This is a genomic window from Pseudomonas sp. 91RF, from assembly GCF_003576265.1.
GTDB classification, from domain to species: Bacteria; Pseudomonadota; Gammaproteobacteria; order Pseudomonadales; family Pseudomonadaceae; genus Aquipseudomonas; species Aquipseudomonas kribbensis.
In genome coordinates, this window is record NZ_QWFC01000014.1 from 114,476 (window position 1) to 139,812 (window position 25,337).

The following is a 25,337-nucleotide window of genomic DNA, read 5'->3' on the forward strand; positions in this document are numbered from 1 at the left end:
TCGCTCCTTAATTCGTGTTGCCGGTCGGGTGATAGTCCTTGAGCAGCAGGTAAGTGCTCCAGCCCCACCAGTCGTCGACGGTGGCGGTATCGTTGAGGTTGTTCACGTCCTTGCGCCGCAGGACTTTGTTGCCCTGAAGGCGGAACAGTGGCGAGAAGTTGTTGGCCAGGTTCATCACGGCAGTCAGATCCGGCAGCCGTTGCAGCGCGTTGAAGGTGGTCGGTACGTTGCCGCTTGAATACGCTGCATACACTTCGTCCGCCGAATCCTGTACGGCTTGATTCACTTGATTTCGGTTGTCGGCATCCGTGGCGTCGAAGTAGCGCTTGTCACCGAACGCACGCCATTGCTCGCCATGTCCGTTGCGCACCTTGAGACCGAACTTGCTGTCTTCGTCGTGCATGAAGCGAGTGATGAGCGAGCCCAGATCGCTCGGCGTTACGACGGCGGCCATGGCCTTGCGCGGCACCCGCAAATGCCCGGAGGAGAACAGGTCGGTGAGGTAGTGGTCGGCGAACGCATTCATCGCGTAAGCCCGTTCCAGTTGCAGCTCGTCCTGACTGGCGTGGGCGGCTGCGGCGGTTTGCAACGCGGCAGTGTGCCCGGCGATGTAGGCCTGCCGGGCCCATTCGCCGAAGTGGTCGGCGTTGTTGGCTGCCAGTTTCAGATAGCGACCGAGGGGGAACAGCGCCGAGACGAAACTGCCGCCGCCGGTGATTTTGTTCCACTCCTCCGACAACGTATCTCCCAGTGCGTCGTAGGCTTCGTGGGGTGTTTTGCCATCCGTGATCGCCTGTTTAACCGCATCGATCTCTTTTTGCATGATCGCCAGAATTTGCGGCGCTTCGGCCGGGGAGGCGGGGAGCGTCGCTAGCGTGTCGAACGCCGCTGAAAAGCGTTGCAGGCGATCCGCCGGGGTGACGCCCTCGTTGATCGGCCGGTCGACGACTCCATAGAAATCACCGCCCAGCGCGAGCACCTGGCCATAGGTCAGCGCCAGTCCATTCGGCAGATGCAGGGGCACGTTTTGCGCGAGCACCGGCTCGGCGTTTTCAACGAAGCGCAGCCGGGTGCTATCACCGATCGCCGTGTGTTCCGCGCCTTCGAAGCGCAGTGGCGGTTTGACTTTCATGGCTTTGCCGGGCCGGGAGGCAACGGGTTCGACATCGCTGTGCGAGTCGGCAATGTGCAGTACCAGGTGCGGGTTTTCGGCACTGAAGGCGATGCCGCCTGGGGTAAAAAGATCATCGAAACGGGCGATGACCGGTGTGGGTTGTTCAAGGCATTTTGGTTGTAGACCGGACATTTCTTTCTCCTTGATATGTCGTCGGTGGGTTCTTATTTTGCTGTATGGATATACAGTAAAATCGAGCCTAGTCGAGAAAACGCCTACGTCAAAAAGAAATCTTGTCCGACAAAAAATGCCCCCAGCGATGAAATGCAGTTGACGGTTATCTTTTAAGTTGTACGATGACCTACAACTTCGGCGAAGGCTGAACGGTCCACTCACAAAAAAACGTTGCTACCAGGGTGTTCGAATAATGAATCCACAAGAACTGAAGTCCATCCTCTCCGCCGGCCTGTTGTCTTTCCCGGTCACCGATTTCAATGCCCAGGGCGATTTCAATCGCGCGGGCTACATCAAACGCCTGGAATGGCTGGCCCCGTACGGTGCTTCGGCCCTGTTCGCCGCCGGTGGCACCGGTGAATTCTTCTCCCTGGCGGCCAGCGAATATTCGGAAATCATCAAGACTGCGGTCGACACCTGCGCCAGCAGCGTGCCGATCCTCGCCGGTGTCGGTGGTTCGACCCGCCAGGCCATCGAATACGCTCAGGAAGCCGAGCGTCTGGGCGCCAAAGGCCTGTTGCTGCTGCCGCACTACCTGACCGAAGCCAGCCAGGACGGTGTCGCCGCCCACGTTGAAGCGGTGTGCAAATCGGTCAACATCGGTGTGGTGGTCTACAACCGTAACGTCTGCCGCCTGACCGCGCCGCTGCTGGAACGTCTGGCCGAGCGCTGCCCGAACCTGATCGGCTACAAGGACGGTCTGGGTGATATCGAGCTAATGGTGTCGATCCGTCGTCGCCTCGGTGATCGCTTCAGCTACCTCGGTGGTCTGCCGACCGCTGAAGTCTACGCCGCGGCTTACAAGGCTCTGGGCGTGCCGGTCTACTCGTCGGCGGTGTTCAACTTCATCCCGAAAACCGCGATGGATTTCTACCATGCGATTGCCCGCGAAGATCACGCCACCGTCGGCAAGATCATCGACGACTTCTTCCTGCCATACCTGGACATCCGCAACCGCAAGGCCGGTTACGCCGTGAGCATCGTCAAGGCAGGCGCCAGGATCGCCGGCCATGACGCAGGCCCGGTGCGGGCGCCGCTGACCGACCTGACCCGCGAAGAGTACGAAATGCTCGCCGCGCTGATCGACAAGCAAGGTGCGCAGTAACACAACCCTCTAAACAAGGCCGCTGAGCAATCAGCGGCCTTTTGCGTCAGGAGAATGATTCGTGACCAAGCGCTATGACAACTACATCAACGGTGAATGGGTCGTCGGCAACGATTACTCGGTCAACATCAACCCGTCCGAGCTGAGTGACACCATCGGCGACTACGCCAAGGCTGACCTGGCTCAGGTCAACGCCGCCATCGACGCCGCTCGCGCCGCGTTCCCGGCGTGGTCGACTTCGGGCATTCAGGCTCGTCACGATTCGCTGGACAAGGTCTGCACCGAGATCCTCGCCCGTCGCGAAGAACTCGGCACCCTGCTGGCCCGGGAGGAGGGCAAGACCCTTCCGGAAGCCATCGGCGAAGTGACCCGCGCCGGCAACATCTTCAAGTTCTTTGCCGGCGAGTGCCTGCGTCTGTCCGGCGACTACGTGCCGTCGGTGCGTCCGGGCGTCAACGTTGAAGTCACCCGCGAAGCCCTCGGCGTAGTAGGTCTGATCACTCCGTGGAATTTCCCGATTGCGATTCCGTCGTGGAAAATCGCCCCGGCCCTGGCCTACGGCAACTGCGTGGTGTTGAAACCGGCGGATCTGGTGCCGGGTTGCGCCTGGGCGCTGGCCGAAATCATCTCCCGCGCAGGCTTCCCGGCCGGCGTGTTCAACCTGGTGATGGGCAGCGGTCGTGTGGTGGGTGAAGCGCTGGTCAACAGCCCGAAAGTCGATGGCATCAGCTTCACTGGCTCCGTCGGTGTGGGCCGTCAGATCGCCGTCAACTGCGTGTCGCGCCAGGCCAAGGTGCAACTGGAGATGGGCGGCAAGAATCCGCAGATCATTCTCGACGACGCCGACCTCAAGCAGGCGGTGGAGCTATCGGTGCAGAGCGCGTTCTACTCCACCGGCCAGCGTTGCACCGCGTCGAGCCGTTTGATCGTCACTGCCGGGATTCACGACAAGTTCGTCGAAGCCATGGCCGAGCGCATGAAGTCGATCAAGGTCGGTCACGCGCTGAAGGCCGGCACCGACATCGGTCCGGTGGTCTCGCAAGCGCAGCTTGAGCAGGACCTGAAATACATCGACATCGGCCAGTCCGAAGGCGCTCGCGTAGTCAGCGGCGGTGGTCTGGTGACCTGCGACACCGAGGGTTATTTCCTCGCGCCGACCCTGTTTGCCGACAGCGAAGCGTCGATGCGCATCAGCCGCGAAGAGATCTTCGGCCCGGTGGCCAACATCGTCCGCGTCGCCGACTACGACGCCGCGCTGGCCATGGCCAACGACACCGAATTCGGTCTGTCGGCGGGTATCGCCACCACGTCGCTGAAGTACGCCAACCACTTCAAGCGTCATTCCCAGGCCGGGATGGTGATGGTCAACCTGCCGACCGCCGGTGTCGATTACCACGTTCCGTTCGGGGGCCGTAAGGGTTCATCCTATGGCTCACGTGAGCAAGGCCGCTATGCGCAAGAGTTCTACACCGTGGTGAAAACCGCCTACATCGGTTCGTAAGTCGCTGCACCCGCGCAGGGTTATTGCCAAGGCCCTGCGCGGCACAAGACCAAAGAATGTTTTACCCGCATAAAAATAATCAGTGGGAGTACATCTACATGCAATCGTCCAAGCCGACTCACGTCCGCTATTTGATTCTGCTCATGCTGTTCCTGGTGACCACGATCAACTACGCCGACCGCGCCACCATCGCGATCGCCGGTTCCAGTTTGCAAAAAGACCTCGGCATCGACGCGGTCACCCTCGGCTACATCTTCTCTGCATTCGGTTGGGCCTACGTGGCCGGGCAAATCCCCGGCGGCTGGCTGCTCGATCGCTTCGGCTCGAAAAAAGTCTATGCCCTGAGCATCTTCACCTGGTCGCTGTTCACCGTGCTGCAAGGCTTTGTCGGTGAGTTCGGCATGTCCACGGCCATCGTCGCGCTGTTCATGCTGCGCTTCCTGGTCGGTCTGGCCGAGGCGCCATCGTTCCCCGGCAATGCACGCATCGTCGCTGCCTGGTTCCCGACCGCCGAACGCGGCACTGCTTCGGCGATTTTCAACTCGGCGCAGTACTTCGCCACCGTACTGTTCGCGCCGCTGATGGGCTGGATCGTCTATGCCTTCGGCTGGGAACACGTGTTCATTGTCATGGGCGTGTTCGGCATCCTGTTCTCGCTGATCTGGCTGAAGGTTATCCACAGCCCGCGCCAGCACCCGATGGCCAACGAAGCGGAAGTGAAGTTCATCGCCGACAACGGCGGCATGGTCGACATGGACCAGAAACAAGGCAAAAAGGCTGACGGCCCGAAGTGGGACTACATCCGCCAGTTGCTGACCAACCGCATGATGCTCGGCGTGTACCTGGGCCAGTACTGCATCAACGGCATCACCTATTTCTTCCTGACCTGGTTCCCGGTGTACCTGGTGCAGGAACGTGGCATGACCATTCTCAAGGCGGGTTTCATCGCCTCGTTGCCGGCGATCTGCGGTTTTATCGGCGGCGTCCTCGGCGGTGTGATTTCCGATTACCTGCTGCGCAAGGGCCACTCGCTGACCTTCGCCCGCAAGGCACCGATCATTGCCGGTCTGCTGGTCTCCAGCAGCATCGTCGCGTGCAACTATGTCGAGGTGGAATGGATGGTGGTCGGTTTCATGGCCCTGGCGTTCTTCGGCAAAGGTGTGGGCGCACTGGGCTGGGCGGTGGTGTCCGACACTTCGCCGAAGCAGATCGCCGGTCTCAGTGGCGGCCTGTTCAACACCTTCGGCAACATTGCCTCGATCACTACGCCGATCGTCATCGGCTACATCATCAGCTCCACCGGTTCGTTCAAGTGGGCGCTGGTGTTCGTCGGTGCCAACGCGCTGGTGGCGGTGTTCAGCTACCTGGTGATCGTCGGCCCGATCAAACGTGTGGTACTGAAAGAGCCGCCAGCCAATGGCGGTTCCGAAGCCACCGGTAAATTGTCTCAAGCGCATTCCTGAGGAGCGGCGCCATGCAGTTGATTGAACATTCCGACTCGCCGCGCTACATCCGCCTGCACGAGCGGGACAACGTAGTGGTCGTGGTCAATGACCAGGGCGTTCCGGCCGGCACCGCATTTGCCGATGGCCTGGTGACGGTGGATTTTGTGCCGCAGAGTCACAAGGTCAGCCTCGTGGACATCCCCGAGGGCGGCACGGTGATTCGCTACGGTCAGATAATTGGCTACGCGTTGCAGCCGATTCCCCGTGGCAGTTGGGTCAAGGAAGATCAACTGCGCATGCCGACCGCGCCGCCGCTGGACAGCTTGCCGCTGTCCACCGACGTGCCGGCCGCGCAGGCTCCGCTGGAAGGCTTCACGTTCGAGGGTTATCGCAATGCCGACGGCACCGTCGGAACGCGCAATATCCTCGGGATCACCACCACCGTGCAGTGCGTCACCGGGGTGCTGGATCACGCGGTCAAACGCATCAAGGATGAACTGCTGCCGAAGTACCCCCACGTCGATGACGTGGTGGCGCTGACTCACAGTTACGGTTGCGGCGTGGCCATTACGGCCACCGACGCCTACATCCCGATCCGCACCGTGCGCAATCTGGCGCGCAACCCGAACCTCGGTGGCGAGGCGCTGGTGATCAGCCTGGGCTGCGAGAAATTGCAGGCCGGGCAGGTGATGCACGAAGACGACGCGTCGGTGGATTTGAGCGAGCCATGGCTGTATCGCTTGCAGGATTCCAGTCACGGTTTCACCGAGATGATCGAGCAGATCATGGAACTGGCCGAAACCCGCCTGAAGAAACTCGACCAGCGCCGCCGGGAAACCGTGCCGGCGTCCGAGCTGATCCTCGGCATGCAGTGCGGTGGCAGCGATGCGTTTTCCGGGATCACCGCCAACCCGGCGCTGGGTTATGCCTCGGACTTGCTGTTGCGGGCGGGGGCGACGGTGATGTTTTCCGAAGTCACCGAAGTGCGCGACGCGATTTATCTGCTGACCTCACGGGCCCAGAGCAAAACCGTTGCCGAGGAACTGGTGCGCGAGATGGACTGGTACGACCGTTACCTGGCCAAGGGCGAGGCGGATCGCAGCGCCAACACCACGCCGGGTAACAAGAAGGGCGGGTTGTCGAACATTGTCGAGAAGTCCTTGGGCTCGATCGTGAAGTCCGGCAGCAGTGCGATCAGCGGTGTGCTCGGCCCTGGGGAACGCTTCAAGCAGAAGGGTTTGATTTTCTGTGCAACGCCGGCGAGTGATTTTGTCTGCGGCACCTTGCAACTGGCGGCGGGGATGAACCTGCACGTGTTCACCACCGGGCGTGGCACGCCTTATGGTCTGGCCATGGCGCCGGTGGTGAAGGTGTCGACCCGGACCGAACTGGCACAGCGCTGGCCGGACCTGATCGACATCGATGCCGGGCGGATTGCTACCGGTCGCGCAAGCATTGAGGAGTTGGGCTGGGAGTTGTTCCACTACTATCTGGATGTGGCGAGCGGCAAGCAGCAGACGTGGGCCGAGAAGCACAAGCTGCATAACGACATTACGTTGTTCAATCCGGCGCCTATCACCTGAGTCCGAGTCGCCTGCATCGCGAGCAGGCTCGCTCCCACCGAGATCTCCTTCGTTGCACAAATTGTGTGTGCACCGAAGATCAATGTGGGAGCGAGCCCGCTCGCGATAGCGTTCGACCAGACGCCGGAGAACTTGTGGCTTATCATTAGCCCCCTAACGACGCTTACCTCCAAGGCTCTCCGGCATGCTGGCAATCTTCCTCGAAACCCTGAACATCACCGCGCCGGTGTTTGCCATGCTGTTTCTCGGGGTGTTGCTCAAGCGCATCGACTGGATCAACGACAACTTCATCCACACGGCGTCGTCGCTGGTGTTCAACGTCAGCATGCCGGCACTGCTGTTTCTCGGCATCCTCCATGCCGACCTGCACGCCGCGCTGCAACCGGCGCTGCTGATCTATTTCGCCGTCGCCACCCTGGCCAGTTTTGCCCTGGCCTGGGGCTGGGCGATTCTCCGCTGCCCGCGCGAGGATCGCGGCATCTACACGCAAGGCGCGTTTCGCGGCAACAACGGGGTGATCGGTCTGGCACTGGCCGCGAGCATGTATGGCGACTACGGGATTTCCCTCGGGGCGATTCTCGCGGCGCTGGTGATCCTGTTCTACAACACGCTGTCGACCATTGTGCTGGCGGTGTACAGCCCGGTGATCAAGTCCGATCCGTGGAGCATCTGCAAAAGCGTGTTCAGCAATCCGCTGATCATCAGCGTGATCGCGGCGGCGCCGTTTGCCTGGTTCAAGATCGGCTTGCCGGGCTGGCTGGAGACGTCCGGCCAGTACCTGGCGCAAACCACGCTGCCACTGGCGTTGATCTGCATCGGCGGCACGCTGTCGCTGGCGGCGCTGCGCAAGAGCGGGAGCATGGCGCTCAGTTCGAGTCTGGTGAAGATGATCGGCTTGCCGGTGTTCGCCACGCTGGGCGCATGGCTGTGGGGCTTTCGCGGGGCGGAGCTGGGGATTCTGTTTCTGTACTTCGGCAGCCCGACGGCGGCCGCCAGTTTTGTCATGGCACGGGCGGCCCAGGGTAACCATGAACTGGCGGCGGCGATCATAGTGTTGACCACGTTGATGGCGGCGGTGACCACCAACGTCGGGATCTTTCTGTTGCAGTGGGGCGGTTGGATCTGAGGCTGGCTGTTACTCAGGCTTCTGGTAACTGTCGATCACTTCCTGCGCAGCCCGAAACGCATCGATCGCCGCCGGCACCCCGGCATACACCGCGCAATGCAGTAGCGCCTCGCGGATCTCGTCGACCGTGCAGCCATTGTTCAACGCGCCGCGCACGTGGCCCTTCAATTCCTGCGGGCACTTCAACGCGGTCAGCGCGGCGAGGGTGATCAGGCTGCGGGTCTTCAGCGGCAGACCTTCGCGATTCCACACACCGCCCCAGGCATGTTCATTGACGAAGTCCTGCAGCGGTTGCGTGAATTGGGTGGCATTGCCCAGGGCGCGGTCGACGAACGCATCGCCCATTACCTGGCGGCGGATTTCGACCCCGGATTTCTTCGATTCGGTCATGGCACATCCCTCTTGTGGTGTTGGCGGCGCCAGGCGCGCACGGACGTGAAAAACAGAAACGTCAGCAGCGTCGGCAAAACATAAAACAGCATCAACCGTTCGAGCTTGCCGGCCAGCGGCATGCCGGTGGTGAAGGACACCACATGCAGCGCATACGCGAGGTACAAGCCGAGCAGCAGCAAGCCTTCGGCCCGGGTCACGCGGTAGCCGGAGTAGAACACCGGCAGGCACAGCGTGGCGACGCCGAGCATCACCGGCAGGTCGAAATCCAGCGCATTCGGCGACACCGACAGTGGCGTCGGGGCGATCAACGCCGTGATGCCGAGGACCCCGAGCAGGTTGAACAGGTTGGCGCCGATCACGTTGCCCACGGCAATGTCCCGCTGACCGCGCAATGCAGCGATCAACGAAGTGGCGAGTTCCGGCAGCGAAGTGCCGACAGCGACCACGGTCAGGCCGATCACCCGTTCGGAGAACCCGAGATCGGTGGCCACTGCGACCGCTGCACCCAGCAGCAAATGCCCGGCGAACACCAGCATGGCGAGACCGGCGATGATCATCAGCAGGCTGGTGAACCAGGGGGCGGGCTGAGTCTGAGGATGATCGGAATGTGGCCGGGCAGAGTGGCGCGACTGGCGCAGCAGCAAGCCGAGGTACAACCCCAGAGCCGCCAGCAGCAGGAGGCCGTCGAAGCGGCCGATCTGTTCGTTCCAGGCCAGTACGAACACCAGCAGACTGGCGCCGATCATCATCGGAATATCCAGGCGCACCAGTTGCCGTGAGACGCGCAACGGGATGATCAGCGCCGACAGGCCGAGGGTCACAAGGATGTTGAAAATGCTGCTGCCGATCACGCTGCCGACCGCGATGTCGGGGTTGTGTGTCAGGGTCGCTTGCAGGCTGACCGCCATTTGCGGGGCGCTGCTGCCGAGGGCGACGATGGTCAGGCCGATGATCAGCGGCCGTACATGCAGGCGCGCGGCCAGGCGGACGGCGGCGCGCACCATCAGTTCGGCACCGGCGATCAGCAGGAACAATCCGCAGAGCAGTTCGATCACGTTGATCAGCGGTAAATCGGTCAGTCCGAAAATGGCGGGCGCTCCATCAGTCGTCGAGGGCCTGCACGCGAACCCGCGCCGTGCCGCTGCCAATCATGCCGAGGCGTTCGGCGGCTTCCCGTGAAACATCGATGATGCGCCCACGGGTATGCGGCCCGCGGTCGTTGATACGCACCACGCAGGATTTGTCGTTTTTCAGGTTGGTGACCTTCACCCGCGTGCCGAACGGCAACTGGCGGTGGGCGGCGGTCAGGGAATTCTGGTTGAACGCTTCGCCGCTGGCGGTGCGTTTACCGTGGTGTTTGGCTCCGTAATAGGAGGCGACGCCGGTCTGGTCGTAACCGTGCGGGTCGATGACATCGGTGCTGGCGCAACCGGCCAACAGAGAGAGCAGGGCGCAGCTGATGAATAGACGCTTCATTCAAAGGTTTCCCGAAAACAGATGTGGGAGCCAGCCTGCCGGCTCCCACAGGGAATGGAGCCAGGCGTTGGAACTGGCCCCATTTTCATCAGCCTTCGAGCTTGCTTTTCAGCAGTTCGTTCACTTGCTGCGGGTTGGCCTTGCCCTTGGAGGCTTTCATGGCCTGACCGACGAAGAAACCGAACATCTTGCCGCGCTTGGCTTCGTCTGCCGCACGGTATTGTTCGACCTGCTCGGCGTTGGCCGCGAGCATTTCGTCCAGCACCGCCGAGATCGCGCCGGTGTCGGTCACTTGCTTCAGGCCGCGCTTTTCGATGATCTCGTCTGCGCTGCCTTCGCCGTTGGCCATCGCTTCGAACACCACTTTGGCGATCTTGCCGGAGATGGTGTTGTCCTTGATGCGCAGCAGCATGCCGCCCAGTTGCTCGGCCGAAACCGGCGAATCCTCGATGTCCAGGTTCTGTTTGTTGAGCAGGCTGCCCAACTCGACCATCACCCAGTTCGCCGCCAGTTTGGCGTCGCCGCCAATGCTCGCGACTTTTTCGAAGTAGTCCGCCTGCTCACGGCTGGTGGCCAGCACGTTGGCGTCGTAGGCCGACAGGCCGAAGGCACTCTGGAAGCGCTCGCGCTTCTGCGGTGGCAGTTCCGGCAGGGTGGCGCGCACGTCATTGAGGAACGAGTCCTCGATGACCACCGGCAGCAGGTCCGGATCGGGGAAGTAACGGTAGTCGTTGGCTTCTTCCTTGCTGCGCATCGGACGGGTTTCGTCCTTGTTCGGATCGTACAGACGGGTCTGCTGGATCACTTTGCCGCCGTCTTCGATCAGGTCGATCTGACGCTGGATCTCGGAGTTGATCGCCTTCTCGATGAAGCGGAACGAGTTGACGTTCTTGATCTCGCAGCGAGTGCCGAACTCGACCTGGCCTTTCGGACGCACCGACACGTTGCAGTCGCAACGCAGCGAGCCTTCGGCCATGTTGCCGTCGCAGATGCCCAGGTAACGCACCAGCGCGTGGATCGCCTTGACGTAGGCCACGGCTTCCTTGGCGCTGCGCATGTCAGGCTCGGAAACGATTTCCAGCAGCGGCGTGCCGGCACGGTTCAGGTCGATGCCGGTGGCACCGCTGAATTCTTCGTGCAGGCTCTTGCCGGCGTCTTCTTCCAGGTGCGCACGGGTGATGCCGACACGTTTGACCGTGCCGTCTTCCAGGGCGATGTCCAGGTGGCCCTTGCCGACGATCGGCAATTCCATCTGGCTGATCTGGTAGCCCTTCGGCAGGTCCGGGTAGAAATAATTTTTACGGGCGAACACGTTGTGCTGACCGATCTCGGCGTCAATCGCCAGACCGAACATCACCGCCATGCGCACCGCTTCCTGGTTGAGCACCGGCAGTACGCCGGGCATGCCCAGGTCGATCAGGCTGGCCTGGGTGTTCGGCTCGGAACCGAACTGGGTGGAACTACCGGAAAAGATTTTCGACCGGGTGGTGAGCTGGGTATGAATCTCCAGCCCGATCACGACTTCCCATTGCATGTGTGTCTCCTCAGAAGCCGGTTGGGGTGCGGGTGTGCCAGTCAGTGTTCAACTGATACTGGTGCGCAACATTGAGCAAACGGCCTTCCTGGAAATACGGAGCGAGCAGTTGCACGCCGACCGGCAGGCCGTCGACGAAACCGGCCGGCATCGACAGGCCCGGCAGGCCCGCAAGATTGGCGGTGATGGTGTAGACGTCTTCCAGGTAGGCAGCGACCGGGTCGCTGTTCTTGGCGCCGAGTTTCCAGGCCGGGTTTGGCGTGGTCGGGCCGAGGATGATGTCGACTTCATTAAAGGCAGCCATGAAGTCGTTCTTCACCAGACGACGGATCTTCTGCGCTTTCAGGTAGTAGGCGTCGTAGTAACCGGCGGACAGCGCGTAGGCACCCACCATGATCCGGCGCTGTACTTCGGCACCGAAGCCTTCGCCGCGGGAGCGCTTGTACAGGTCTTCCAGGTTCTTCGGGTCTTCGCAGCGGTGGCCGAAGCGCACGCCGTCGAAACGCGACAGGTTGGAAGAGGCTTCCGCCGGAGCGATCACGTAGTACGCAGGAATCGCGTGCTGCATGTTCGGCAGGCTGATTTCCTTGATCACGGCACCGAGCTTCTGCAGCTCCTTGATGCTGTTCTGGATCAGGTCGGCGATGCGCGGGTCGAGACCGGCACCGAAGTATTCCTTCGGCACGCCGATGCGCAGGCCTTGCAGCGAGCCATTCAGGCCGGCGGCGTAGTCCGGCACCGGTTCATCGATGCTGGTGGAGTCGTTAGGATCGAAGCCGGCCATACCTTGCAACAGAATCGCGCAGTCTTCGGCGGTGCGAGCCAGCGGGCCACCCTGATCGAGGCTGGAAGCGTAAGCGATCATGCCCCAGCGCGAAACACGACCGTAGGTCGGTTTCAGGCCGGTGAGGTTGGTGAACGCGGCCGGCTGGCGGATCGAGCCGCCGGTGTCTGTGGCCGTGGCGGCAGGCAACAGGCGAGCGGCAACCGCCGCCGCCGAACCACCGGACGAACCGCCCGGTACGTGTTCCAGGTTCCACGGGTTCTTCACCGCGCCGTACCAGCTCGACTCGTTGGCCGAACCCATGGCGAATTCGTCCATGTTGGTCTTGCCCAGTGTCACGGTGCCGGCGGCAGCCAGCTTCGACACCACGGTGGCGTCGTACGGGGCCTTGAAGTTGTCGAGCATCTTCGAGCCGCAGCTGGTGCGGATGCCCTGGGTGCAGAACAGGTCTTTGTGGGCGATCGGCGCACCCAGCAGCGCGCCGCTCTCACCGTTGGCCCGGCGCGCGTCGGCGGTTTTCGCCTGCTCGAGGGCCAGCTCTTCGGTGAGGCTGATGAAACTGTTGAGCTGCGGATCGAGCTGGGTAATGCGCGCCAGCAGGACTTTGGTCAGCTCTTCGGAGGAAAACTTTTTATCGGCGAGACCGCGGGCGATCTCGGCCAGAGTCATTTGATGCATTGCAGGCTCTTTCCCTTTAGTCGATGACTTTCGGAACCAGATACAGGCCGTTTTCGACCGCTGGTGCGATGGACTGATAAGCCTCGCGGTTATTGCTTTCGGTCACGACGTCGGCGCGCAGGCGCTGACTGGCTTCCAGCGGGTGGGCCAGCGGCTCGATACCGTCGGTATTGACCGCCTGCATTTCGTCGACCAGCCCGAGAATGCTGTTGAGGGCCGAAGTGATGTGTGGAAGATCGGCGTCATTCAGGCCAAGGCTGGCCAGATGAGCGATTTTTTCCACGTCGGAGCGTTCTAGCGCCATCGGGTTTCTCCAGTGGAAAACAGGACGGACGGCGTCCGTGTGTTAGATTGTCGGAACACTACCGCACTTCTACGGTCATAAGGCCGCGATTGTGGGGCTTGGTGCACAGAAAAGCGGCCAATTTAACATATTGGCGCCTTGCCCAAAATCCCTGTCGTTGTTAGAGTTTGCCGCACTTTTTTACCCACGCGTTGCCTAGGGTCCCTTTCCCATGTTCAAGAAACTGCGTGGCATGTTTTCCAGCGATCTTTCCATTGACCTGGGCACTGCCAACACCCTTATTTACGTGCGCGAGCGCGGTATCGTCCTGAATGAGCCATCGGTTGTGGCCATTCGGACACACGGTAACCAGAAAAGTGTCGTTGCTGTCGGCACCGAAGCGAAGCGCATGCTTGGCCGTACGCCGGGCAACATTGCTGCCATTCGTCCGATGAAGGACGGCGTGATCGCCGACTTCAGCGTCTGCGAAAAGATGCTGCAATACTTTATCAACAAGGTTCACGAAAACAGCTTCCTGCAGCCCAGCCCTCGTGTGCTGATCTGCGTTCCTTGCAAGTCCACCCAGGTTGAGCGTCGCGCCATCCGTGAATCGGCCCTTGGCGCCGGTGCCCGTGAAGTGTTCCTGATCGAAGAACCGATGGCTGCGGCGATCGGTGCCGGCCTGCCGGTTGAAGAAGCTCGCGGCTCGATGGTCGTGGATATCGGTGGCGGTACCACCGAAATCGCGCTGATCTCCCTGAACGGCGTGGTCTATGCCGAATCCGTCCGCGTTGGCGGCGACCGCTTCGACGAAGCGATCATCACCTACGTGCGCCGCAACTACGGCAGCCTGATCGGCGAGTCGACTGCAGAGCGCATCAAGCAGGAAATCGGCACGGCCTACCCGGGCGGCGAAGTTCGCGAAGTCGACGTTCGCGGTCGCAACCTGGCCGAAGGCGTTCCACGCGCATTCACCCTGAACTCCAACGAAGTGCTGGAAGCTCTGCAAGAGTCCCTGGCTACCATCGTTCAGGCTGTGAAAAGCGCCCTGGAGCAATCGCCGCCGGAACTGGCTTCCGACATCGCCGAGCGTGGCCTGGTGCTGACCGGTGGTGGCGCGCTGCTGCGTGACCTCGACAAGCTGTTGGCCCAGGAAACCGGTCTGCCGGTGATCGTTGCCGAAGATCCGCTGACCTGCGTGGCTCGCGGCGGTGGCCGTGCACTGGAAATGATGGACAAGCACACCATGGACCTGCTCTCCAGCGAATAAGTCGCCGGGTGCAATACGTGGGTGAGCGCGCAGGCAGCACTTTGCAGTGCTGCCTGTTGGCGTTTATCTTCTGTCAGTCTTCATCCAGGCCGGTTTGATGCCGTATGAATAAACAGAACATTTGCCTGGGAGGAGCGGCCTATTAAACCGCTTTTCGCCAAGGGCCCCTCACTGGGCGTGCGCTTGTTGGTGCTGGCCGTGCTGTCGGTCGCGCTGATGGTGGTCGATGCCCGTTTCAGCCTGCTCAAGCCTGCCCGCAGCCAGATGTCGCTGGTGCTGATGGACGCTTACTGGATCACCGACCTGCCCGGCAGGCTGTGGGAAGGTGTCGCCAGTCAGTTCGGCAGCCGCACCGAGCTGGTCGCCGAAAACGAAAAACTCAAGACCGAGAACCTGCTGTTGCAGGGCCGCATGCAGAAGCTTGCCGCCCTCACCGAGCAGAACGTCCGTCTGCGCGAGTTGCTCAATTCCTCCGCGCTGGTCAATGAGAAGGTCGAAGTGGCCGAACTGATCGGCATGGACCCGAATCCCTTCACCCATCGCATCATCATCAATAAAGGTGAGCGCGACGGTGTGGTGCTCGGTCAGCCGGTGCTTGATGCGCGTGGCCTGATGGGGCAGGTGGTCGAGCTGATGCCGTACACCTCCCGTGTCTTGCTGCTGACCGACTCGACCCACAGCATTCCTGTACAGGTGAACCGAAACGGTCTGCGGGCGATTGCCAGCGGCACCGGTAACCCTGAGCGTCTGGAGCTGCGGCATGTGGCCGACACCGCCGATGTCAAGGAAGGCGATCTGCTGGTCAGCTCCGGTCTGGGACAGCGCTTCCCGGCCGGTTATCCGGTGGCGACGGTCAAGGAAGTGATCCACGATTCCGGCCAGCCATTCGCCATTGTCCGTGCCGTGCCGACTGCAGCGCTGAACCGCAGCCGCTACCTGTTGCTGGTGTTCAGCGACAACCGTACGGCTGAAGAACGTGCGAACGATGCGGCGCAGGCTCAGGAAAATCTTGATGCGTTTGGCGGTGGCCCGATCATTCCAGCCACGGTGCCGAAAACGGTGAATACGCCGGCTCAGGCTCCTGCTGCGTCGGGTACGCCAGCCACTGCACCCGCTGCTGCTACGCCGGCCAAACCCGCCGCGAGCAAGCCGCCAGCCAAACCACCCGCAGCGACGCCGGCCGCCAGCAAGCCGCCGGCCGCTCAGCCCGCCAGTGCACGGCCGGCCGCCAAACCGCCTGTCACTGCGCCGGCCACCACTGGGGGACGAGAATAATGGTCGGTGTCAAAGCCTCCCGAAACGGCTGGATCGTCTGGCTGACGTTTCTGATCGGCATGCTGCTCAGCGTGTCGCCGTTGCCGCAATTCATGGAAATCCTGCGCCCGCTGTGGCTGGCCTTGCTCCTGGCATTCTGGGCATTGGCCCTGCCGCAAAAGGTCGGCATGGTCACCGCATTTTGCCTCGGGCTGGCTGAAGACGTGCTGTACGGCACGCTGCTGGGACAGAACGCGTTGATCCTGACGTTGATCACGTTCCTGGTGTTGTCGTTGCAGCAACGCCTGCGGATGTTCCCGATGTGGCAGCAGTGCCTGGTGATCCTGGTGATCTTCGGCCTCGCGCAACTTGTGCAATTGTGGCTCAGTGCCCTGACTGGCAACCGCCAGCCGACCCTGGCGCTGGTTTTGCCGGCACTGGTCAGCGCCTTGCTCTGGCCTTGGGTCAGCTTCGCTTTGCGTGGATTGCGCCGGCGCTACAAAATCAACTGATTCGGTCAGGCATGGGCCCCCACCGGTGCCATGAGGCAGGGCACTCAACAGGGAGATGTTTGGATGAAGCCGCTTTACCTCGCCTCTGGATCGCCGCGTCGACGTGAATTGCTCACGCAGATCGGCGTTCCGTTCACCGCCATCAGTGCGGATATCGATGAAACCCCTTTCGCCAATGAATCCCCATCGGCCTATGTCGAGCGCCTGGCGCGCGGCAAGGCTGAGGCCGGGCAGCGTTCTGTCGTCAGCGATAAACCGTTTTGCGTGTTGGGCGCCGATACCGCTGTGGTGCTGGACGGCAAAATTCTCGGTAAACCGGTGGACGAAGCCGACGCATGCGCCATGCTGATGATGTTGTCCGGCAAGGAGCACGAAGTGCTGACCGCCATCGCCGTGCTTGACGGTGAGCGCTGCGAGTCGCAAGTGGTGCGCAGTCTGGTACGGTTCCGGGCGATCAGTCGCGAAGAAGCCGCCGCCTACTGGGCCAGCGGCGAACCTCGGGACAAGGCCGGCGGTTACGGCATTCAGGGACTGGGCGCGGTGTTCGTCGCCGGTCTCAACGGCAGCTATTCAGCTGTGGTCGGTTTGCCGGTGTGCGAAAGCGCAGAACTGCTCGGCCATTTCGGCATACCCTGTTGGCAAAACCTGAGTGCGCAGTAAGCGTCGAACGGAACAAGATGCGGCCATTATCGTGAACATGCCTGAACGAGACCCTGCCATGAGTGAAGAGATTCTGATCAACATCACGCCGATGGAATCGCGCGTGGCGGTGGTCGAAAACGGTGTGCTGCAAGAAGTGCACGTCGAGCGCACGCAAAAACGCGGGATCGTCGGCAACATCTATAAAGGCAAGGTCGTGCGGGTATTGCCGGGCATGCAGGCGGCCTTCGTCGACATCGGCCTGGATCGTGCGGCGTTCATCCACGCTTCGGAAATTTCCCTGCGTGAAGGCCCGGCCGTGGAAAGCATCAGCGCGCTGGTGCATGAAGGCCAGAGCCTGGTGGTGCAAGTCACCAAGGACCCGATCGGCTCCAAAGGGGCGCGTCTGACCACTCAGCTGTCGATCCCTTCCCGCTATCTGGTGTACATGCCGCGCACCGCTCACGTCGGTATTTCCCTGAAGATCGAAGACGAAGCCGAGCGCGAACGCCTCAAGCAGGTGGTCAGCGATTGCGTGGCCAAAGAAGGCATCAAGGAGGCCGGTGGTTTTATCCTGCGCACCGCTGCCGAAGGCGCCGGGGCCGATGAAATCCTGATGGACATCCGCTACCTGCGCCGCCTGTGGGATCAGATCAACGAACAGATCAAGACCATCGGCGCGCCGAGCGTGATCTACGAAGACCTCGGTCTGGCCCTGCGCACCTTGCGGGATCTGGTCAGCCCGAAGATCGAGAAGATCCGCATCGACTCCCGGGAAACCTTTCAGAAAACCACGCAGTTCGTCGCCGAACTGATGCCGGAAATCGCCGATCGTCTGGAGCATTATCCGGGCGAACGGCCGATTTTCGACCTGTACGGCGTCGAAGACGAAATCCAGAAAGCCCTCGAGCGCAAGGTGCCGCTGAAGTCCGGCGGTTATCTGGTGGTGGACCCGGCAGAGGCCATGACCACCATCGACGTGAACACCGGCGCGTTCGTCGGGCATCGCAACCTCGAAGAAACCATCTTCAAGACCAACCTCGAAGCCGCCACCGCGATTGCCCGGCAGATGCGTTTGCGCAATCTGGGCGGGATCATCATCATCGACTTCATCGACATGGAAGATGAAGAGCACCAGCGTCAGGTACTGCGTACCCTGGAAAAACAGCTGGAGCGCGATCACGCCAAGACCAACATCATCGGCATTACCGAGCTGGGTCTGGTGCAGATGACCCGCAAACGGACTCGCGAAAGCCTGGAGCAGGTGCTGTGCGAGCCTTGCAGCAGTTGTCAGGGACGCGGCAAGCTGAAGACGCCGGAAACCATTTGCTACGAGATTTTCCGCGAGATCCTGCGCGAGGCGCGGGCCTATCAGGCCGAGGGTTATCGCGTATTGGCGAACCAGAAAGTCGTCGACCGGCTGCTCGATGAAGAGTCCGGTAACGTCGCCGAGCTTGAAGGGTTTATCGGGCGCACCATACGCTTCCAGGTGGAAACCATGTATTCCCAGGAACAATATGACGTGGTGCTGCTCTGATCCCCTGCGTCACCTTTTTCCTGAAACGGCTGGCCTCAGCTTTTTGCAGTATTTTTGCCATGGGAGCCAACTGACATGGAACGTCTGACACGCATTTTGGCTGCACTGACTCGCTGGGGTCTGGGCCTGTGCGCGTTGGTTCTGGTGTTGATGGCGCTGTACGTCAGCCTCGGCCGGGAACTCACGCCACTGGTGGCCGAATATCGCGCCGACATCGAAGACAAGGCCAGCGCGGCCCTGGGCATGCCGTTGCAGATCGGTGAGCTGGAAGGCAACTGGAGCGGCTTTGCGCCGATCCTGCTGGCTCACGACGTGATGGTCGGCGAAGGCGCCAATGCCTTGCGTCTGGATCGGGTGCGCGCAGTGCCGGATCTGTGGGCCAGTCTGCTGGCCCGGGAAGTACGCATCGCGCATCTTGAACTCAATGGTCTGAAGATCAGCCTCAAGGAGGGTGAAGACGGCCAATGGGCGCTCGAAGGCTTGCCGGTGCAGAATGATCAGCCCATGGATCCCGAGCAACTGTTCAACCGCATGCAAATGGTCCAGCAGTTGTCGGTGCTCGATAGTCAGGTGACCTTGCAGCCGCTGGATCACGCTCCACTGACGTTCACCTACGTCGGACTCAATCTCAAGACCGGTCTCAATCGCCAGCGCCTCGACGCGCGGTTGACCTTGCCCGACGGACAACCCGTCGCACTGAGCCTGCGTACGCGGATTCGTGCCAGCCAGTTGCAGGACAGTGCGGTCGAAGGCTATGTCAGCCTGCCGCAAAGCGACTGGGCGAAATGGTTGCCCGAGCGCCTGACCCAGCAATGGAATTTCTCCGAGATCAAGGCCGGCGGCGAACTGTGGGTCAACTGGAGCGAGGGTGCGTTGCAAAGCGCCGCCATCCGCCTCAACGCTCCGCAACTCAACGGTGCCTACGGCGAGCGCAAGCCGATCCGGATCAACAACCTGGCCCTCAACGGTTACTTCCAGCGCAGTGCCGAGGGCGCGACCGTCACTCTCGATTCGCTGGCAATGAATTTTGGCGAAACCCGTTGGGAGTCCCGTGTTCAGGTCAAGCAGACCGCCGCCACCGACAAAGTCGAGGAACTCTGGCACCTGCAGGCCGACCGCCTCGACCTGACCCCGATCACGCCATTGCTCAACGCGCTGGGGCCGCTGCCGCAGGGTTTTGCGACTGTGGTCGAACATCTGAAAGTGACCGGTGGCTTGCGCAACGTACTGCTGGATCTGCGACCGAATGCCACCGATGACAGCAAATTCAGTTTCGCCGCCAATCTTGATCAGGTCGGCTTCGACGCCTATCACGGCGCACCCGCAGCGCGGAATGTCAGCGGCAGCCTGACCGGCAACCTCGGCGGCGGTGAGTTGCGCATGGACAGCAAGGACTTCGTCCTGCACCTCGATCCGATCTTCGCCAAACCATGGCAATACATTCAGGCCAACGCCCGGTTGACTTGGAAACTCGATAAGGAAGGCTTCACCCTGATCGCGCCGTACCTGAAGGTACTCGGCGAAGAGGGCAAGATTGCCGGCGACTTCCTGATCCGCCTGCATTTCGACCACACCCAGGAAGACTACATGGACCTGCGGGTCGGCCTGGTGGACGGCGACGGTCGCTACACCGCCAAATACCTGCCGGAAGTCCTGAGCCCGGCCCTCGACGAATGGCTGCGCACGGCGATTCTCAAAGGCGCGGTGGATCAAGGGTTCTTTCAGTATCAGGGTTCCCTGAACAAAGGCGCCGCAGATGCGGATCGCAGCATCAGCCTGTTCTTCAAGGTGCACGACGCCGAACTGGCATTCCAGCCTGGCTGGCCACACGTGAGCAAGGTCAGCGGCGATGTGTTCATCGAGGACAGCGGTGTGCGCATCGTCGCCAGCAAGGGGCAGTTGCTCGATACCCAGGTCAGCGACGTCTTCGTCAATATTCCCCATGTGCCGAGTGGCGAACACAGCCATATGTTCCTCGACGGCGCATTTGCCGGCGGCCTGGGCGACGGCTTGAAGATTCTCCAGGAAGCGCCGATCGGCACCGCCGACACCTTCGCCGGCTGGGAAGGCGAGGGTGATCTGCAAGGCAAACTCAAACTGGATGTGCCGTTGGCCAAGGGCGATCAGCCGAAGATCCTCGTGGACTTCAAGACCGCCAATGCGCGATTGAAATTGGCCGAGCCGAAGTTGGAATTGAGCCAGCTCAAGGGCGACTTCCGCTTCGACAGCGCCAAGGGTTTGAGCGGGCAGAACATCAGCGCCCGGGCTTTCGACAAACCGGTCACTGCGCAGATATTTGCAGACGGCGGCCCTGGCAAGCTCAAGACCCGGGTGGCGGCGTCGGGGCAGGTCGAGGTCAAGAAACTCACCGACTGGCTCGGCGTGACTCAGCCACTGCCGGTGTCCGGGACGATTCCTTACCAGTTACAAGTGAATCTGGACGGTGCTGACAGCCAGTTGATGGTCAGCTCCAGTATGAAGGGCGTGGCGGTGGATCTGCCTGCGCCGTTCGGCATGACCGCCGATGTCGGACGTGACACGGTATTCCGCATGACCCTGCAAGGTCAGGAGCGGCGTTACTGGGTCAATTACGATCAACTGGCCAACTTCACGTTCGCCGCGCCTCCGAGCAATTTCGCCGATGGCCGTGGCGAGCTGTTCCTCGGCGCCGGCGAAGCGGTATTGCCGGGCAACAAAGGCTTGCGCATACGCGGCGTGCTGTCGGAGCTGGACGTCAAACCCTGGCAGGATCTGGTGGACAAGTACGCCGGTCAGGACCCGGGCGGCAGCGCCAAGCAACTGCTCAGCAGCGCGGACTTCAAGGTCGGCAAACTGACGGCCTTCGGCACGACGCTGGATCAGGCAGCGGTGCAACTGGATCGCAAGCCCGGCGCCTGGGCCCTGGCCCTCGACAGTCAGCAGGCCAAAGGCACCGCCGGCATTCCCGACGCCAAGGCCGCGCCGATTGTGGTGAACCTGCAATATGTGCGTCTGCCGGCGCCGGACCCGACGGTGCAGGCCGACGAGAACGCGCCTGACCCGCTGGCCTCGGTCGATCCGACCAAAATCCCGGCGCTCGATATCACGATCAATCAGCTGTTCCAGGGCCAGGATCTGGTCGGTGGCTGGTCGCTGAAAGTCCGGCCGACGGCCAAAGGTATCGCCCTGAACAATCTGGACATGGGCCTCAAAGGCATTCTGTTGCAGGGCAGCGGTGGCTGGGAGGGGACACCCGGTGCCACCAGCAGTTGGTACAAGGGCCGGATCGGCGGCAAGAATCTCGCCGACGTGCTCAAGGGCTGGGGCTTTGCGCCGAGCGTGACCAGTGAAGAATTCCATATGGATGTCGATGGCCGCTGGCCGGGCTCGCCGGCGTGGCTGGCGACCAAGCGCTTCTCCGGCACGCTCGATGCGTCGCTGAACAAGGGCCAGTTCGTCGAGGTCGAGGGCGGCGCCCAGGCGCTGCGGGTGTTCGGTCTGCTTAACTTCAACTCCATCGGCCGGCGTCTGCGCCTCGACTTCTCCGACCTGTTCGGCAAAGGCTTGAGCTATGACCGGGTCAAGGGATTGCTGGTGGCGAACAACGGCGTGTATGTGACGCAGGAGCCGATCAAACTGACCGGACCGTCGAGCAACATTGAGCTGAACGGTACGCTGGATCTGGTCGGCGATCAGGTCGACGCCAAATTGCTGGTGACCCTGCCGGTGACCAATAACCTGCCGATCGCAGCGTTGATCGTTGGTGCTCCCGCGGTCGGTGGCGCGCTTTTCCTGATCGACAAACTGATCGGTGATCGCGTGGCGCGGTTCGCCAGTGTCAAATACACCGTCAAAGGCCCGTGGAAAGAGCCGAAAATCACCTTCGACAAGCCTTTTTGATCAGCCAGGCTATAAACCGATGGAGTAGCATGGCTGCCTACCTCTTGCGGAGTTCGCCATGTCTTTTGCGGTGATTCAAATGGTCAGCCAGAGCGACGTGCTGGCCAATCTGCGCGATGCCCGGCGTTTGCTCGAACAAGCAGCCAACGCTGGCGCGAAGCTGGCGGTGCTGCCGGAAAACTTCGCCGCCATGGGGCGTCGCGACATCGCCGATATCGGCCGTGCCGAAGCACTTGGCGAAGGCCCGATCCTGCCGTGGTTGAAACAGACCGCCCGCGACCTCAAGTTATGGATAGTGGCCGGCACCTTGCCGTTGCCGCCGGCGGGGCAACCCGAAGCGAAATCAAATGCCTGCTCGTTGCTGGTGGACGATCAGGGCGAAATCGTTGCCCGCTATGACAAGTTGCATCTGTTCGATGTGGACGTGGCGGACAATCGTGGGCGTTACCGCGAATCCGATGACTATGCTTATGGCAGTAACGTGGTTGTGGCGGACACACCGGTCGGCCGGCTCGGCCTGACGGTGTGTTATGACTTGCGCTTCCCGGAGCTGTACAGCGAATTGCGTGCGGCCGGGGCTGAATTGATTACCGCACCGTCGGCCTTCACCGCGGTGACGGGGGCGGCGCACTGGGACGTGTTGATCCGGGCACGGGCGATTGAAACCCAGTGCTACGTGCTGGCGGCAGCCCAGGGCGGGACGCATCCGGGGCCGCGAGAAACCTTTGGCCACGGGGCGATTATCGATCCGTGGGGCCGCGTTCTGGCGCAGCAGGAACAAGGCGAAGCCGTGTTGCTGGCCGAGCGCGACAGCAACGAACAGGCGTCCATCCGGGCGCGAATGCCGGTGACCGGTCATCGGCGGTTTTTTTCGCAGGGCGCACAGCGACCTGCTTCAGAACACGAATTTAAGGCGTAAAACCTATGAGCGAGTTGTTGTCCTCAGTCAGTGATCACCTGTTGGCGCCCGGCGGCGTGACGATCGAGAGCCTGCAAGGCGTGCTCGGTGATCTGGCGGGTCCAGGCATCGATGCGGCCGACCTGTATTTCCAGGGGCAGATTTCCGAGTCCTGGTCGCTGGAAGACGGCATCGTCAAGGAAGGCAGTTTCAACCTCGATCAGGGTGTCGGCGTGCGTGCACAGTCCGGGGAAAAAACCGGTTTTGCCTACAGCAACGCGATCACCCTCGAAGCCCTCGGCGCGGCGGCCCGTGCGGCCCGTTCGATTTCCCGCGCCGGGCAGAACGGTACGGTGCAGGCGTTCAGCACCCAGGATGTCGCCCAGCTGTATGCGCCGGACAACCCGCTGGAAGTGTTGAGCCGCGCCGAAAAAGTCGAATTGCTCAAGCGCATCGACGTTGCCACCCGCGCCCTCGACCCGCGTATCCAGCAGGTCAGTGTGAGCATGGCCGGGGTCTGGGAGCGGATTCTGGTGGCTTCGACCGACGGCGGTCTTGCTGCCGACGTGCGCCCATTGGTGCGTTTCAACGTCAGTGTGATCGTCGAGCAGAACGGTCGTCGCGAACGTGGTGGCCATGGCGGCGGCGGGCGTACCGACTACCGTTATTTCCTCTCCGAAGACCGTGCCATGGGTTACGCCCGTGAGGCGCTGCGTCAGGCATTGGTGAATCTGGAAGCGATTCCGGCCCCGGCCGGCACCTTGCCGGTCGTTCTGGGCTCGGGCTGGTCTGGCGTGCTGCTGCACGAAGCGGTCGGCCACGGTCTGGAAGGTGACTTCAACCGCAAGGGCAGTTCTGCCTACAGCGGGCGCATGGGCGAGATGGTTGCTTCCAAGCTGTGCACCATCGTCGATGACGGCACGCTGGCCGGTCGTCGCGGTTCCCTGAGCGTCGACGACGAAGGCACGCCGACCGAGTGCACCACGCTGATCGAAAACGGCGTGCTCAAGGGCTACATGCAGGACAAGCTCAACGCACGCCTGATGGGCGTGGCCCGCACCGGCAACGGGCGTCGCGAATCCTACGCACACCTGCCGATGCCTCGGATGACCAACACCTACATGCTGGGTGGTCAGAGCGATCCGGCGGAAATCATCGCGTCGGTGAAGAAGGGCATCTACTGCGCCAACCTCGGTGGCGGTCAGGTCGACATCACCAGCGGCAAGTTCGTGTTCTCCACCAGTGAGGCTTACCTGATCGAGGACGGCAAGATCACCGCGCCGGTCAAGGGCGCGACGTTGATCGGCAACGGCCCGGAAGCGATGAGCCGGGTGTCGATGGTCGGTAACGATCTGGCGCTGGACAGCGGTGTGGGCACGTGCGGCAAGGACGGGCAGTCGGTGCCGGTGGGCGTGGGGCAGCCGACGCTGAAAATCGATGCGATCACCGTGGGTGGCACGGGCGCGTAAGAAGGGATGGAGCTTCGGGTGGCGCGCGGTGCGGCCACCCGGTGACGAATATCAACGCAGACCGCGTTGAGTCTCGTCCAGCTCACGGATGTACTTGAAGATTTTACGGCTCGAGGCAGGAGGCTTGTTATGCGCAATCTCGTGCTGGGCCTGACGGATCATGGAGCGCAGTTGCTGGCGGTCGGCGTCCGGGTACTCGACGACGAATTTCTCCAGCACGGCATCGTCACCACCGATCAGGCGGTCACGCCAGCGTTCGAGGTTGTGGAAACGCTCGTTGTACTGACGGGTAGAGGCATCGAGTTGATCGAGCAGCTCAAGGATCGCGGTGGTGTCCTGATCGCGCATGAGTTTGCCAATGAACTGTAAATGCCGTTTACGTGCGATGTGCGCAACGTGTTTAGGCGCATCGGCCAGCGCCCGGCGCAGGGCGTCGGTCAGTGGCAGTTTGGCCAGTCGGTCCGGCTTGAGCGTTGTAAGGCGCTCGCCAAGGTCAACCAGAGCATGCAGCTCGCGTTTGACCTGGGATTTGCTTTTTTCTCCCGTATCGAGGGAGTCGTCGTAAGAATCAACCATGGTGGCAGTCCGCAAAGAAACGCCGCCATGATAACCAGTCGGGGGCC

At 61.6% G+C, this 25,337-nt stretch carries 21 protein-coding genes; 13 read left to right on the forward strand and 8 right to left on the reverse strand.

Annotation, left to right across the window (positions count from 1 at the left end; all coding sequences use genetic code 11):
• Nucleotides 1-7: 7 nt before the first annotated feature.
• Nucleotides 8-1,306, reverse strand: a complete 1,299-nt coding sequence (locus DXT77_RS03855) for a phospholipase (protein WP_119426686.1) — start codon at nucleotides 1,304-1,306, stop codon at nucleotides 8-10.
• 235 nt (nucleotides 1,307-1,541) lie between these two features.
• Here DXT77_RS03855 and kdgD point away from each other — a divergent pair, with 235 nt between their 5' ends.
• The 5 genes from kdgD (at nucleotide 1,542) to DXT77_RS03880 (ending at nucleotide 8,108) form a co-directional block, all read left to right on the forward strand.
• Nucleotides 1,542-2,453, forward strand: a complete 912-nt coding sequence (gene kdgD, locus DXT77_RS03860; protein ID WP_119426687.1) for a 5-dehydro-4-deoxyglucarate dehydratase — start codon at nucleotides 1,542-1,544, stop codon at nucleotides 2,451-2,453.
• Between the two features lie 61 nt (nucleotides 2,454-2,514).
• Nucleotides 2,515-3,954 (forward strand): aldehyde dehydrogenase family protein, encoded by a 1,440-nt coding sequence (locus DXT77_RS03865; protein WP_119426688.1) that lies wholly within the window; start codon nucleotides 2,515-2,517, stop codon nucleotides 3,952-3,954.
• A gap of 98 nt (nucleotides 3,955-4,052) precedes the next feature.
• Nucleotides 4,053-5,417 (forward strand): MFS transporter, encoded by a 1,365-nt coding sequence (locus DXT77_RS03870; protein WP_096819325.1) that lies wholly within the window; start codon nucleotides 4,053-4,055, stop codon nucleotides 5,415-5,417.
• 11 nt (nucleotides 5,418-5,428) lie between these two features.
• Entirely contained in the window at nucleotides 5,429-6,982 is a 1,554-nt protein-coding gene (gene garD, locus DXT77_RS03875) for a galactarate dehydratase (protein WP_119426689.1), read from the forward strand.
• A 184-nt stretch (nucleotides 6,983-7,166) separates the two neighbouring features.
• On the forward strand, nucleotides 7,167-8,108 hold the full coding sequence (locus DXT77_RS03880; RefSeq protein ID WP_085711802.1) for an AEC family transporter: 942 nt from the start codon (nucleotides 7,167-7,169) through the stop codon (nucleotides 8,106-8,108).
• Nucleotides 8,109-8,117: 9 nt separating this feature from the next.
• Here the strand turns inward: DXT77_RS03880 and DXT77_RS03885 are convergent, their stop codons facing one another.
• The 6 genes from DXT77_RS03885 to gatC all read right to left on the reverse strand — a co-directional run bounded on the left by DXT77_RS03885 (nucleotide 8,118) and on the right by gatC (nucleotide 13,277).
• Nucleotides 8,118-8,498, reverse strand: a complete 381-nt coding sequence (locus tag DXT77_RS03885) for a carboxymuconolactone decarboxylase family protein (RefSeq protein WP_119426690.1) — start codon at nucleotides 8,496-8,498, stop codon at nucleotides 8,118-8,120.
• Complete coding sequence (locus tag DXT77_RS03890) at nucleotides 8,495-9,556, reverse strand: calcium/sodium antiporter (protein WP_119426691.1); 1,062 nt, start codon at nucleotides 9,554-9,556, stop codon at nucleotides 8,495-8,497. The genes DXT77_RS03885 and DXT77_RS03890 overlap by 4 nt, the downstream gene beginning before the upstream one ends.
• A 46-nt stretch (nucleotides 9,557-9,602) precedes the next feature.
• Nucleotides 9,603-9,977: a septal ring lytic transglycosylase RlpA family protein gene (locus DXT77_RS03895; protein WP_085711801.1), complete on the reverse strand. Its 375-nt coding sequence runs from the start codon at nucleotides 9,975-9,977 to the stop codon at nucleotides 9,603-9,605.
• A gap of 88 nt (nucleotides 9,978-10,065) precedes the next feature.
• Nucleotides 10,066-11,511 carry an Asp-tRNA(Asn)/Glu-tRNA(Gln) amidotransferase subunit GatB gene (gene gatB / locus DXT77_RS03900; protein WP_114881417.1) on the reverse strand — a complete coding sequence of 482 codons (1,446 nt, stop codon included), beginning with the start codon at nucleotides 11,509-11,511 and terminating at the stop codon, nucleotides 10,066-10,068.
• 10 nt (nucleotides 11,512-11,521) lie between these two features.
• Nucleotides 11,522-12,973: an Asp-tRNA(Asn)/Glu-tRNA(Gln) amidotransferase subunit GatA gene (gatA, locus tag DXT77_RS03905; protein ID WP_119426692.1), complete on the reverse strand. Its 1,452-nt coding sequence runs from the start codon at nucleotides 12,971-12,973 to the stop codon at nucleotides 11,522-11,524.
• A gap of 16 nt (nucleotides 12,974-12,989) precedes the next feature.
• Nucleotides 12,990-13,277, reverse strand: a complete 288-nt coding sequence (gene gatC / locus DXT77_RS03910; protein ID WP_007953612.1) for an Asp-tRNA(Asn)/Glu-tRNA(Gln) amidotransferase subunit GatC — start codon at nucleotides 13,275-13,277, stop codon at nucleotides 12,990-12,992.
• A gap of 211 nt (nucleotides 13,278-13,488) precedes the next feature.
• Between gatC and mreB the strand changes: the two genes are divergently transcribed.
• The 8 genes from mreB (at nucleotide 13,489) to tldD (ending at nucleotide 24,714) form a co-directional block, all read left to right on the forward strand.
• The gene (mreB, locus tag DXT77_RS03915) at nucleotides 13,489-14,526 is read left to right on the forward strand and encodes a rod shape-determining protein MreB (RefSeq protein ID WP_002555108.1); all 1,038 of its coding nucleotides are present in this window, start codon (nucleotides 13,489-13,491) and stop codon (nucleotides 14,524-14,526) included.
• A gap of 141 nt (nucleotides 14,527-14,667) precedes the next feature.
• On the forward strand, nucleotides 14,668-15,801 hold the full coding sequence (mreC, locus tag DXT77_RS03920; protein WP_119426693.1) for a rod shape-determining protein MreC: 1,134 nt from the start codon (nucleotides 14,668-14,670) through the stop codon (nucleotides 15,799-15,801).
• Nucleotides 15,801-16,292, forward strand: a complete 492-nt coding sequence (gene mreD / locus DXT77_RS03925; RefSeq protein ID WP_085711798.1) for a rod shape-determining protein MreD — start codon at nucleotides 15,801-15,803, stop codon at nucleotides 16,290-16,292. Before mreC ends, mreD begins: the two co-directional genes overlap by 1 nt.
• A 63-nt stretch (nucleotides 16,293-16,355) precedes the next feature.
• Nucleotides 16,356-16,952 (forward strand): nucleoside triphosphate pyrophosphatase, encoded by a 597-nt coding sequence (locus DXT77_RS03930; RefSeq protein ID WP_085711797.1) that lies wholly within the window; start codon nucleotides 16,356-16,358, stop codon nucleotides 16,950-16,952.
• Nucleotides 16,953-17,010: 58 nt separating this feature from the next.
• Nucleotides 17,011-18,468 (forward strand): ribonuclease G, encoded by a 1,458-nt coding sequence (rng, locus tag DXT77_RS03935; RefSeq protein ID WP_065260839.1) that lies wholly within the window; start codon nucleotides 17,011-17,013, stop codon nucleotides 18,466-18,468.
• Between the two features lie 75 nt (nucleotides 18,469-18,543).
• Nucleotides 18,544-22,347, forward strand: coding sequence for a YhdP family protein (locus DXT77_RS03940; protein WP_119426694.1), 3,804 nt, complete (start codon nucleotides 18,544-18,546; stop codon nucleotides 22,345-22,347).
• Nucleotides 22,348-22,405: 58 nt separating this feature from the next.
• Nucleotides 22,406-23,266 (forward strand): carbon-nitrogen hydrolase family protein, encoded by an 861-nt coding sequence (locus DXT77_RS03945; RefSeq protein WP_119426695.1) that lies wholly within the window; start codon nucleotides 22,406-22,408, stop codon nucleotides 23,264-23,266.
• Nucleotides 23,267-23,271: 5 nt separating this feature from the next.
• On the forward strand, nucleotides 23,272-24,714 hold the full coding sequence (gene tldD, locus DXT77_RS03950) for a metalloprotease TldD (RefSeq protein WP_119426696.1): 1,443 nt from the start codon (nucleotides 23,272-23,274) through the stop codon (nucleotides 24,712-24,714).
• Nucleotides 24,715-24,765: 51 nt separating this feature from the next.
• Here tldD and yjgA read toward each other — a convergent pair whose 3' ends face one another.
• A complete protein-coding gene (yjgA, locus tag DXT77_RS03955) occupies nucleotides 24,766-25,290 on the reverse strand; it encodes a ribosome biogenesis factor YjgA (RefSeq protein ID WP_119426697.1) in 525 nt (174 codons plus the stop codon).
• Nucleotides 25,291-25,337: the final 47 nt, after the last annotated feature.